Below are 9,478 nucleotides of genomic sequence, written 5' to 3'. Positions count from 1 at the left end.
AATTATACGGACTTTATCTAATTTTCAAACAATCATTATCATTAATATAATTAATTCCATTTTCTTTTTCAAAAGATATATTTAAGCTTTTAGCATTATTAACAATAGTTTGTTTAGTTACATTCAATTCATCTGCAACCATTTTAATAGTTTTTATAGCATCCACCCTTAGGTACCTAATTTAGCACCTAAATTTTACCACCTAACAAATTTTTTCACCTTTTAACCTCTAAATTTACCACCTATTTTACTACCTAAATACCTAATTATCTACCTACCTAAGGTTTTTAGTACCTAATTAGGCACTAAATTAGTAAATTTTACTATTTTGAAGTTGTAATGTGATTTTAACTACACTAAAAACGCTTTATATACGATCCTAAAAGTGTTAATATTACTTTATGAATATTAACAGAGCCGATGCTATTGGCGTAGCATCGGCTCTCGGTAATAAAACGATTCGCATTCGTTTGTTTATATATTTTTTTGATACTTGTATTATATATATCTAATCATCTAAGTGCAAGCACAAAACATATAACTTACGTAAAAATTGTTTTATTACCTCAATCCAAAAAAGTGGAAATGAGGTTTTTATTATGCCCAATTTTGAGAAATACAATTTATCACAAGTAAAAACTGAAAGATTTTATCAACTGCCTAAATATTTATTTGAAGATACATATTTTAAGAAAATGTCAGCAGAATTATATCTAAAAACCCTTACGCTTAACCTGTCTATAGACAAATATAGTGCTTAAAATCAAAGTGATCATATCGAATATTTTCACATATATCGAACTAAACTTTAATATTTCAATATTAAATCCTTCGCCGATAATAGGTATGAAAAAATCGAACACAATAAATATTAATAATATGCCTAATAATATTTGTTGGCTCTTAGGCATAGTACCACCTCATATAGCAAATTTTAGTTATTCGGATTTACTTGTTTACATTTTTATTGTTTAAATTAAATTTGAAAAAGCAATTACTATACAAAAGCACGTGCTTATTATCGAAAGCCAAATTATAATCATAAAATCAATTGCCTTTTTTCACATCTTTATCTTCATCTTTTTTATAAAAAATTTTATTTAAAAATGTAATGTCTGCTAGATAACTTAAAAAACTACCACCAATGACATCTACAATAAATGATGTAATCGTCGCAAATATTTTCCTAATAATTCTCATATGAAATCCCCTTTGCTTGAATTTATTATTCAAATTAACCCATCTATTATTGAATTAAAAAATTATCCAAAAAAGATGTATACCAGTACTATGATAAAAAGAATGTTATATATGATTTTCTTAATATTTTTTTCTAAGATATATAGTACCGAATCTATTATCAAACTCAGTACAATGAGTACGCCAGAAAATTTAACGATATAATCTAAGAACTGCCAATCAAATATGATAGCTAGTACTAATGAACCTAATGTTAAGACTAAAGCTACTATCCCTGCTGTATTGGCAATAGATGCTAATGTTTTATATCGTTCCTGTTCATTATCTTTAGTCATACTATCTCCCCTTAAAAACATAGTTAACAACTTAATTATATGTTAATATAAATTCTATTGAACATGTATTGTGTATAAAAACACCCATCAACACTTAGAGTTAATGGGTCATATTTATACTATTTGTCTTTTTTGAAATTTTCTACAAAAGCTTTTTTAATATCCTCAATCAATGATCTGCTACCGATTAAATTAGATATGACGCTCATAATAAAGGTTATTATTTTTCCAATGATATCCATATAGCACGCTCCCTTACTATATAAATACCATATTATCCACAATATAATCATATTTACATAATAGATTTTAAAAACATAATTATATTCTTTGAGATATTGCTATATAGATAAAAAGTATTACTTTTCATCTCGTTCACAATAAATAGTTTTTATGCTACGCTTACAAAAAAGGAGCTTTGCTATGAGTTTACCAGTCGCTATTGTCCTAGGTATCATGTTTGTACCTATCTACGCTTGTTTTTGGGCGTTTATATTCCGATGGGAAAATAACAGAAGAGTTAAACGTAACAATTTCGAACCAATGACTAAGAAATCATTCTATGTTCTTTTGTTAGTTCATGCAGTATCCGCTATTCTTATGGTGATTTCTGCAATTTATATAAGTTATTTTAGTTAAATTAAAATGACATACATAAAAAGGAGTTTTAATGTGGATATACTCATCGGATTACTTATTAAAATAATAGATATCATTGTGAGCATAGTTAGCATTTTCGAACGAAAAACAGCAAAGCTATTGAGTAAATTGTCTAAAAGTAAAGATAAGACAAAGGGGTAAAATTTAAGAAGGGTTTAAAATGAATAAAGCAATGATTGCCCATCACACGCTTAATATTTTATTAATGATCATTCTAATAATAGTAAATCATTTTAATGTTTTAAGCTTACCAGTTTCAATTATACTAGCCATTTCAATTATAATTAATGCCGCTTTATTAATCAGAGCAAACAGAAAGAAAATTGAAAATGATGGCGTTACTATAGATGACTATAAGAAAAAATAATATAACTTAGATTGGAGAGATATCATGAAACATAAAAGTACTATGCCGAATTCTAAATTGATGACAACTACATTCCCAATTACCGTTTTATTACATTTATTCTTCATTGTTCTATCGATTTATAATATATTCATTAAAGATAGTACAATCGCTATATCACTCTCTATATTTAGTTTAATCATTTTCACTTCTATGTTAACACTTACAATTAATGCATATATAAACTACAAAAGACAAAATAATTAGATTGGAGAAATCACTTGAAGGTTGGTAGTTACAAAATTGATGAGTTTTATCTAATCATGATTGGTGGATTTTTAGTAACTCCTATTTTTGTACCATTCATGCTAATTTCAGTAGTCATAATGGTTATTATTGGGTTAGAGAAAGAAGAAGATTAATAGTTAAAAATTGTTTTCATTTAAATTCTTGCCATCATATTTTTCATACCTTTCCCAATTCTCAAACCACAAAAATAACCCCGTAGGTATATGCCTACGGGGTTTTCAGATACAATATCTATTATTGTTCTTCTTTAACATATGGTAATAATGCCATATGACGAGAACGTTTAATAGCTAATGTCAACATACGTTGATATTTAGCTGAAGTACCTGTTACACGACGTGGTAAAATTTTACCACGTTCTGAGATAAAACGTTTTAATAATTCTGTATCTTTATAGTCGATGTGTGTAATTCCGTTTGCTGTGAAATAACAAACTTTTTTACGACGACGTCCGCCTCTTCTTGGTCCACCTGCCATGGTAACTGCCTCCTTTTAAGAAATTTTCATTTTTATATGTTCTATATAATTAGAATGGTAAGTCATCATCACTAATATCAATTGGTCCGTTTGCATTTGCAAATGGGTTATCAGATTGATTATTGTTTGATGAGTTATTGTTGTTATTACTTTGATAAGATGACGTATTTTGTCCTGATTGTTGTCCGCCAAAGTTTTGGAAATTATTGTTATTTCCTTCTTGACCATGACGTTGGTTTTGATTTTTAGGTTCAAGGAATTGAACACTATCACAAACCACTTCAGTCACAAATATACGACGACCTTCTTGGTTTTCATAGCTACGTGATTGAATGCGACCGTCAACGCCAGCTAAACTACCTTTAAATAAGTAGTTGTTAACATTCTCTGCTTGTTTTCTAAAAACGACACAGTTAATGAAATCCGCTTCGCGTTCCCCTTGCGCATTTGTAAACGTACGATTTACTGCTAGAGTAAAAGTCGCAACACTCACGCCTGAGGGTGTTGTTCTATATTCTGGATCTTTAGTTAAACGACCGACTAAAACAACTCTATTTATCATTTAAGCGACCCCCATCTATTATTTTCTAGTTTTATCTTCGTCTTCACGAATTACGATATAACGGATTACATCGTCAGAAATTTTAGCTAAACGTTGGAATTCGTCAGTAGCTTCATTATCAGCTGTTTGGATACGTACGATATTGTAGTAACCTTCACTGAAATCGTTAATTTCATAAGCTAAACGGCGTTTGCCCCAGTCTTTAGCTTCTAAAACTTCTGAACCGTGAGAAGCTAAAATTCCGTTGAAACGTTCAACGACTGCTTTTTTAGCATCTTCTTCGATATTCGGACGAACGATGTACATAACTTCATATGTTCTCATTGTATAATTGCACCTCCTTGTGGTCTATGCGGCTCATCATCAAATGTGATAAGCAAGGAATAATTTTCATTACTCACAATCAAGAATTATAGCACATGCCTTTACATTTTACAATGGGTTTACCACGTTATAGCACGTTAAATTTCATAGTTGTTTCATATGAAACATTATGAAATTTAATCATTCACGATATCTATCAAAGCATTCAAGTTAAATAAACATGACATCTTTTACGATTATATTTTCAAATTAAATCATTATTCAAATACTAATTAATATCAATAAAATTTAAATATCTTTTAAGGTAAGGTTGAAAAGTATATTTAATTCTAATAGCATATCAACTATATTATTTTTTGATGTCATATTTACTATTTTTCAAAATAAATTTCAATAATCTACATAGATAAAGGGGATGCTTATGTTTTCAAAATTCAAAAAAGGCTTACTTGCAGGAAGTGTATTTTTTGCATCAACGGTCATTATCAATACAACTTACGCCTCCGATAACCCTTCTAACCAAAAAGGTACAATGGGTTATGGCTATCAACAATATTTAGAAAAGCATCCAGATAAAGCGTCTCAACAAAAACAAGAAAGTGGCTCTAAATCCATGCAAGCCGAATCTGGAACAACGCAATCTGGTGAACGTGTGTTGGATATATCTGAATGGCAAGGTGAGTTAACGACACAAGAAGTCAAAGACTTAAAAGAAAATTACGATTTCATTATTATAAGAGCACAATATGGTTCAGAAAAAGTGGATGCTGCATTAGAGCACAATTCTGCTTTATTAGATAAAAACGGTTTAGACTTTGGTGTATATTCCTATAGTATGTATGAAAATCCTGAGGACGCAAGATACGAAGCGCAGACACTTTACAATCGCGCTCCAAAAGCGAGTTTCTATATCAACGATTTTGAAGAAAATACTGTAACTTCTGGTACGCCTGAAGAAAGCACAGACGCTTGGTATGATGAAATGAAAGGATTAGCTGGCGATAAAAAAGTATTATTTTATTCTTATGAAAATTTCATGGTAGAAAATGCTTCTAATTCTGTAGGTCAATATGATGGTTACTGGTTGGCAAATTATAATCCAGGTCAACCTACACGTGAACACGTCCTCTGGCAATATACAGATAGCTATGCATCTCCTGAATTAAATCAAGATGTTGATGCAAATTATGTAGGACCTGGTGTCGAAACATCTTGGTTCACTTCGTAAAAATTTTAACCTTGATGTTATTTTAAAAGTGCGTTTTCTTTATCAACGCTGTACTTCTAATTTTAACACCTCAAATTGAAGCACACCGCATGTCACTCACATAAATATACAGATTAGCAAAACCCCTCATTACTCGTTGTAATGAGGGGTTGCTTTGTATCTTATACATTAAATCTAAAGTGTACAATGTCTCCGTCTTTCATAATATATTCTTTACCTTCTAGACGTTGTTTTCCTGCTTCTTTAGCGCCATTTTCACCATCGAATGCCACGTAATCGTCATAGCTCGTTACTTCGGCACGAATAAAACCTCGCTCAAAGTCTGTATGAATAATACCCGCGCATTGTGGTGCTGTCATTCCTTTAATAAACGTCCAAGCGCGCACTTCTTGTACACCGGCTGTAAAGTATGTTGCCAAACCTAGCAAGTCATAAGTTGTACGAATTAAACGATCTAAACCTGGCTCTTCAATGCCTAAGTCTTCTAAGAACATTTCGCGATCTTCATCTTCTAAGACAGCAATCTCTTCTTCAATTTTTGCGCTAATGACAATCACTTCTGAATCTTCTTTTGCTGCATATTCACGAATAAGTTTTACTTTTTCATTATCGTCATCGCCGATTTCATCTTCACCTACGTTAGCAATATAAAGCATTTTTTTAGATGTTAACAACTGTGCTTGGTCGATAAATTTTTGATCTTCTTCTGTGAATTCCAGACTTCTTACTGGATTGCCTTCTTCTAAAGCTTCTTTAATTCTTGATAAAATACGTGTTTCATTAACCGCATCTTTATCTTTTTGGCGTGCCATTTTCTCCACTTTTGGTAAACGTTTGTCTACAGATTCTAAATCCGCTAACACCAATTCCATGTTAATGACTTCAATGTCATCAATTGGATCTACACGACCTGAAACATGCGTTACATTATCATCATCAAATGCACGAACGACTTGGCAAATCGCATCTACTTCACGAATGTGAGATAAGAATTTGTTACCTAGTCCTTCACCTTTTGAAGCGCCTTTAACAATACCTGCAATATCAGTGAATTCAAATGTTGTTGGAATTGTCTTTTTAGGTTGTACCATCTTCGTTAAAACATCTAATCTGCTATCTGGTACTTCGACAATCCCTACGTTCGGATCTATCGTAGCGAACGGATAGTTTGCTGCTAAAGCACCTGCTTTTGTAATTGCATTGAAAAGTGTCGATTTACCTACGTTGGGCAATCCAACAATACCTGCTGTTAAAGCCATTATTCATTCTCCTTATTATCAGTATCTTGTTGGGATACTAGTATTTTTTTTATTTTTTTATTAAAAGTTTGTCTTGGAATCATGATACTTCTTTGACAATTTTCACATTTTATTCGGATGTCAGCACCTACACGAATGATTTTAAAACGATTCGTGCCACATGCGTGTTGTTTTTTCATTTCTACAATATCATTTAAACCGTAATTGGATGTCATTCTGTAACACCTCCGACCGTCTTAATCATTATTTTTGCTGGTTCGCATCGTACTGTACCATCGTTGGCTGTGGTGTTTTAATTTCTTTAAGTTTAAATAATTTCAAGATTTCTTTTCTTAAAATACGCGCACCTGACGCACCTTCGCCTGGAATTGTCTCTGCAGACACACTCAATACGATTTCGTTATTTGTAATCGAATTAACACCTACTACTTCTGGTGTCGAGATAAATAAGTAATATTTAGATCTAATAGATTCAAAATATGTCGTCAGTACTTCTTCCACATAATCAATGTCTTCTGAAATAGATACTGGAATTTCAACAATTGCCTCACCATTTATAACTGAGTAATTGGTAATTTCCCCAACACTCCCATTCGGTAGCGTTGTTAATTCACCTGTAATGGTATTAATGCGCATTGATCTTAAACCAATCGATTTCACTGTGCCTTCTGCCACGGGAGAACCACTATTACTAATTTTAACATAATCCCCAACATCAAACTGATTTTCGAAAATAATGAAGAAACCTGTAATAATATCTTTAACAATAGTTTGAGCACCAAAACCTACTGCAAGACCAACGACACCCGCACTGGCAATAATGCCACCTACGCTTATACCGAATTTACTTAAAATGGTCGTCAGTACTATAAACCATACCACATAAGATACTACATTTTGAACTAATGATATCAAAGTTTTCGAACGCTTTTTATTCCCACTTTTGCCTTTATTTTGAATTTTAAAGAACTGCGCAATGGCTTTATTCACAAAACGCAAAATAATCCATGCCGCGACAACGTATACAATAATCATAATCAGATTAGATAGTAAAGCTTGATACGTTTCCGGCTTTGTTAAAGGTTCTATAATTGAATATAGGATACTTTTAATTTGACCCAACCACATTCCCTCCTAATATAAGTCTCTTTATCACTGTATTATACTCATTTTAGCAATGAAACAAATCCAACTTGCGCTTTAGTTTACAAAAATGAACAAGGGGACGCATTGCTTATGCATATATAAAGTTTAACCTTTTCTAGTTTATTAAAAATATAGGCTTTAGCAAAGTATTTTAGCAATGCTAGATACATTTTTTAATATTTATACTTAAAAAAAGACAAAAGAAAAAGAACCATAATTAAAAATTATGATTCTTTAACACCCAATTAGTGATATTACTATATTAAACCTATATAATTCAAGTCTTTTTAATTAATTTATAACTCCTATAAGATTTAAACGCATTCATTCAAATATCCTGAGGACTATATTAATTTTATTATATTTAATGACCCACACTCATGAACTTAAATAATCAAATTAAATATAATTGGATTTTAATAAATATATAATATTAACATTCTAACATTATTTTTATACATCTAGGCATTTTGCTACAAAAAAATATTAAATTGTTATAATATTCAAATAAAGGAGGTGTGTCGTATGCTAGCTAACTTAGTAGAACAAATTCTTTCTTTAATCCTAGACCAAATTGAATAACGCACAAGTTGTTACGTACAATTTATGAAGGAGAGGTTTGAATGATTGAAAACATTATTGAACTCATTTTCAAGTCGCTTTTAAAATAATTTGAGCACTGCTTTACATGAATCCTTTCGTTGTCGTTGTTGTGCACCAAACCCAAACTACATACATGATGAGCGTCCTTTACGCATGTTAAGAACACAAACTCAAACTGTATTTAGTTTACAATCTAATAATTGATTTTGAGCACGATTTGAGCACGATTGTTATATCTTAATAAAAGAATCTTAATTAAAGATTATGAAGCTTTAACACCCAAATTTATATGATAAGTTATTACTTTAATGTATTGCACTTTCTAACATTTATGAGTAATGAACCAAGCGCACATACTGTCCCTTACAACGGTATGTGCGTGTTTTGTATCTTATATTACTTATACTGTCTCTGTAGCCCTTTAAAATTAAAACTACTGATAATACAAATGCCTTTGCTGATTACCCGACGCCATGCGCATTCCATGTAAAAAACACACATCATTTATCCTCATATTTCAATAAATGACATGTGTATTTTCGGTTTCATGTTTGTTTCCATTATTCAATAATTTGTTTTTCTAAATCGTTATGCAATTTAAAAATGATAATTCTTTCACCTGTTCTAGAACTTAAATCTGTATGAAAACTTTTCACTTTTTCGCCTGTTATAGACAGCACGATTTCATCAAGCGCTTCAATACCAGATTCAACCAGTTTAGAACGTGTTTTTTTTATAGTTAACAAACCTTCATTCGTTTCACACACTTTGTACTCTGCTTGAGTCAATACGCCATGTAAACTCACAATAATCATGTCACGTAATATATCCGTTTTAACTGACAGAGAGCCCCGGCCAAGGAAGTCTTTTTCCCATTGGGTAATTGCTTTGCTGATTTCAGACTCATAGCGACCTTTGGTCATTTTCATAAAATATGCATCTCCTGTAGAACTAAAATTAGAAATTCATTTTAACAAAGATAACAGTACCATTTTTTAATCACTTTCTCCATAGTTCTGTCATATTCCC

Annotated in this window: 15 protein-coding genes and 2 pseudogenes; 6 read left to right on the top strand and 11 right to left on the bottom strand. The window is 31.3% G+C overall.

The window, feature by feature from the left end; all coding sequences use genetic code 11:
- Positions 1 to 19: 19 nt before the first annotated feature.
- Positions 20 to 157, bottom strand: a pseudogene (locus KA893_RS12240) (DUF536 domain-containing protein); the annotation flags it as partial.
- A gap of 442 nt (positions 158 to 599) precedes the next feature.
- On the opposite strand from KA893_RS12240, the pseudogene KA893_RS12235 reads away from it, so the two are divergent.
- Positions 600 to 707 (top strand): annotated as a pseudogene (locus KA893_RS12235) (replication initiator protein A); the annotation flags it as partial.
- Positions 708 to 1,047: 340 nt separating this feature from the next.
- On the opposite strand, the gene KA893_RS12230 reads toward KA893_RS12235, so the two are convergent.
- From KA893_RS12230 to KA893_RS14185, 3 genes are all read right to left on the bottom strand, one after another.
- Positions 1,048 to 1,200 carry a hypothetical protein gene (locus tag KA893_RS12230; protein WP_002484305.1) on the bottom strand — a complete coding sequence of 51 codons (153 nt, stop codon included), beginning with the start codon at positions 1,198 to 1,200 and terminating at the stop codon, positions 1,048 to 1,050.
- 62 nt (positions 1,201 to 1,262) lie between these two features.
- Positions 1,263 to 1,535, bottom strand: a complete 273-nt coding sequence (locus tag KA893_RS12225) for a hypothetical protein (protein ID WP_037539154.1) — start codon at positions 1,533 to 1,535, stop codon at positions 1,263 to 1,265.
- A gap of 119 nt (positions 1,536 to 1,654) precedes the next feature.
- Positions 1,655 to 1,777: a hypothetical protein gene (locus KA893_RS14185; RefSeq protein WP_011303960.1), complete on the bottom strand. Its 123-nt coding sequence runs from the start codon at positions 1,775 to 1,777 to the stop codon at positions 1,655 to 1,657.
- A 181-nt stretch (positions 1,778 to 1,958) separates the two neighbouring features.
- On the opposite strand from KA893_RS14185, the gene KA893_RS12220 reads away from it, so the two are divergent.
- The 4 genes from KA893_RS12220 (at position 1,959) to KA893_RS12205 (ending at position 2,963) form a co-directional block, all read left to right on the top strand.
- Complete coding sequence (locus tag KA893_RS12220; protein ID WP_037539155.1) at positions 1,959 to 2,174, top strand: hypothetical protein; 216 nt, start codon at positions 1,959 to 1,961, stop codon at positions 2,172 to 2,174.
- A 181-nt stretch (positions 2,175 to 2,355) separates the two neighbouring features.
- On the top strand, positions 2,356 to 2,562 hold the full coding sequence (locus KA893_RS12215) for a hypothetical protein (protein ID WP_194375786.1): 207 nt from the start codon (positions 2,356 to 2,358) through the stop codon (positions 2,560 to 2,562).
- A gap of 24 nt (positions 2,563 to 2,586) precedes the next feature.
- Positions 2,587 to 2,808 carry a hypothetical protein gene (locus tag KA893_RS12210; RefSeq protein ID WP_011303964.1) on the top strand — a complete coding sequence of 74 codons (222 nt, stop codon included), beginning with the start codon at positions 2,587 to 2,589 and terminating at the stop codon, positions 2,806 to 2,808.
- Between the two features lie 14 nt (positions 2,809 to 2,822).
- Positions 2,823 to 2,963, top strand: a complete 141-nt coding sequence (locus KA893_RS12205) for a hypothetical protein (RefSeq protein WP_162835602.1) — start codon at positions 2,823 to 2,825, stop codon at positions 2,961 to 2,963.
- A gap of 121 nt (positions 2,964 to 3,084) precedes the next feature.
- Here the strand turns inward: KA893_RS12205 and rpsR are convergent, their stop codons facing one another.
- From rpsR to rpsF, 3 genes are read right to left on the bottom strand one after another with little or no spacing between them, the layout of a single operon-like run.
- Complete coding sequence (gene rpsR / locus KA893_RS12200; protein ID WP_002484306.1) at positions 3,085 to 3,327, bottom strand: 30S ribosomal protein S18; 243 nt, start codon at positions 3,325 to 3,327, stop codon at positions 3,085 to 3,087.
- A gap of 49 nt (positions 3,328 to 3,376) precedes the next feature.
- Positions 3,377 to 3,889: a single-stranded DNA-binding protein gene (gene ssb, locus KA893_RS12195; RefSeq protein WP_002484307.1), complete on the bottom strand. Its 513-nt coding sequence runs from the start codon at positions 3,887 to 3,889 to the stop codon at positions 3,377 to 3,379.
- An 18-nt stretch (positions 3,890 to 3,907) separates the two neighbouring features.
- Positions 3,908 to 4,213 (bottom strand): 30S ribosomal protein S6, encoded by a 306-nt coding sequence (rpsF, locus tag KA893_RS12190; RefSeq protein WP_002484308.1) that lies wholly within the window; start codon positions 4,211 to 4,213, stop codon positions 3,908 to 3,910.
- A gap of 421 nt (positions 4,214 to 4,634) precedes the next feature.
- Between rpsF and KA893_RS12185 the strand changes: the two genes are divergently transcribed.
- Entirely contained in the window at positions 4,635 to 5,441 is an 807-nt protein-coding gene (locus KA893_RS12185) for a GH25 family lysozyme (protein ID WP_075340102.1), read from the top strand.
- Between the two features lie 161 nt (positions 5,442 to 5,602).
- On the opposite strand, the gene ychF is transcribed toward KA893_RS12185, so the two are convergent.
- From ychF to KA893_RS12165, 4 genes are all read right to left on the bottom strand, one after another.
- Entirely contained in the window at positions 5,603 to 6,700 is a 1,098-nt protein-coding gene (gene ychF, locus KA893_RS12180) for a redox-regulated ATPase YchF (RefSeq protein WP_002484310.1), read from the bottom strand.
- A complete protein-coding gene (locus tag KA893_RS12175; RefSeq protein WP_002484311.1) occupies positions 6,700 to 6,915 on the bottom strand; it encodes a DUF951 domain-containing protein in 216 nt (71 codons plus the stop codon). Before KA893_RS12175 ends, ychF begins: the two co-directional genes overlap by 1 nt.
- A gap of 28 nt (positions 6,916 to 6,943) precedes the next feature.
- Entirely contained in the window at positions 6,944 to 7,822 is an 879-nt protein-coding gene (locus KA893_RS12170) for a mechanosensitive ion channel family protein (protein ID WP_037539157.1), read from the bottom strand.
- 1,187 nt (positions 7,823 to 9,009) lie between these two features.
- The gene (locus KA893_RS12165) at positions 9,010 to 9,378 is read right to left on the bottom strand and encodes a Na-translocating system protein MpsC family protein (protein WP_002484313.1); all 369 of its coding nucleotides are present in this window, start codon (positions 9,376 to 9,378) and stop codon (positions 9,010 to 9,012) included.
- Positions 9,379 to 9,478: the final 100 nt, after the last annotated feature.

Origin of the sequence: Staphylococcus sp. GDY8P126P (genome assembly GCF_017891965.1) — a bacterium.
Classification (GTDB): Bacteria; Bacillota; Bacilli; order Staphylococcales; family Staphylococcaceae; genus Staphylococcus; species Staphylococcus saprophyticus.
This window is presented reverse-complemented; position numbering and strand designations above follow the sequence as displayed.